Origin of the sequence: Limosilactobacillus portuensis (assembly GCF_014838735.1) — a bacterium.
In the GTDB taxonomy this organism is placed as follows: Bacteria; Bacillota; Bacilli; order Lactobacillales; family Lactobacillaceae; genus Limosilactobacillus; species Limosilactobacillus portuensis.
The window spans coordinates 1-1,485 of the sequence record NZ_JABUXQ010000061.1; the positions used below are offsets into that span (position 1 = coordinate 1).

Below are 1,485 nucleotides of genomic sequence, written 5' to 3' on the forward strand. Positions count from 1 at the left end.
TTTTTTATTTTTTATTTTTTTCTAAAATGGCGATAGATACCGTCAAATCAATGTTCATCGTATTTATGGATTATGGATTATGGACTACATAGGGGGGTGTCGTAGTACCCCCCTATGCTGCCTGAAAATGTAAGCAAAAATCAAAAATTAAATTCAAAACCAACCCACCTTAAAATCGACATTGTAAAATAATTGCTTTTTGACTTCACGATATCGAAATCAATGATTTGGATTGGTTGTTAAGTTGGATTAATCCAACTTAAAACCTGCACCAATCGCCACTGAAGTGGCTATCATTATTTCTTTGCTCGTCAAAAATTTTCTCATTTCACAATGTCGATTTTTGGTTTGGCAAGCATCGTATTTGCTAGCCACTTCATTCGCTACGCTCATTTCGTGACTGCAAATACACTTGTTGGGGGTAAACCCCCAATCCCCCTTTTTTGCTCACGCAAAAAGCTAGCCATATGGCTAGCTAAAATTCAAAATCTCTTTTTTCTATGTCGAATTGATTTTATGTAATTACTCATGATAAACGTTGAGTTATCACAAAGTAACGGAAACCAATCATCAAATCGATTTATCATTGCATAATCAATTAAATCTTGGATTTCATCAATTTCATTTTCTCTTACAAAATCAATCATTTCTCGGATTAAATCGTATCTTTCAGTACTAGTTATTCTAAAATATTGCTCTATATCGATATTTCCATAAACTTCAATATCAGATTTTTTGTATTGAACTTTATCTGGACTATCAATATGAATCATATATCTAATACTACCACCAGTTGATTTAGACTTTTGTGGTATAGGACTATTCAAACGTTCAGATACTTCTAACACTTGTTTAAACGTCTTATTGGAACTAAAACACAAAAGAATATGCCAATGAGCCTTTTTAATCTCACCTGTAGGCAAAATATCCTTATCATGCAAGGGACTACATACAAATGATATGCCATCCTCTACAAGCAACTCTTTCCACCCTTCAGGTGCTGATTCTGGATAAACAATTAAATTCCATGTCTTTGATCTAGTATCTTTTTCTGTATTATTAGCCATGATATAATGCTCCTGTACACGATTATTTCGCCATTGCCCGTGGCGATTTTTTTATGCCTTAAAAACTTTGTTATCATCTTGATATTTTTGTATATATTCTTTATTAACTAACATAGATAAAGCTTGAGATTTACTTAGTCCCATTTCTTTACAAATTTCTTCTAACCTAGCTAACGTATCTTCAGTTAAAGTAATTCCAACTTTTACTCTTACCATTATCATCTCTCCATTCAAATTAATAATTTCATGATAACCATTTTCTCTAACTTTGTCTAGAGTTATACATACATATAAAGATTTTTTATTTTTTATTTTTTTCTAAAATGGCGATAGATACCGTCAAATCAATGTTCATCGTATTTATGGATTATGGATTATGGACTACATAGGGGGGTGTCGTAGTACCCCCCTATGCTGC

Annotated in this window: 2 protein-coding genes; both read right to left on the reverse strand. The window is 32.4% G+C overall.

Features of this window, described 5'->3' with window-relative positions; translation table 11 throughout:
* Nucleotides 1–482 precede the first annotated feature (482 nt).
* Nucleotides 483–1,067: a replication protein gene (locus HUK49_RS10490; RefSeq protein ID WP_001632705.1), complete on the reverse strand. Its 585-nt coding sequence runs from the start codon at nt 1,065–1,067 to the stop codon at nt 483–485.
* 51 nt (nt 1,068–1,118) lie between these two features.
* Entirely contained in the window at nt 1,119–1,283 is a 165-nt protein-coding gene (locus HUK49_RS10495) for a ribbon-helix-helix protein, CopG family (RefSeq protein ID WP_001632704.1), read from the reverse strand.
* Between the last annotated feature and the right edge of the window lie 202 nt (nt 1,284–1,485).

Excerpts from the sequence above, each read along its gene's own strand:
- HUK49_RS10490 (WP_001632705.1), bottom strand. The coding sequence starts at position 1,067 with ATGGCTAATAATACAGAAAAAGATACTAGATCAAAGACATGGAATTTA.
- HUK49_RS10495 (WP_001632704.1), bottom strand. The coding sequence starts at position 1,283 with ATGGTAAGAGTAAAAGTTGGAATTACTTTAACTGAAGATACGTTAGCT.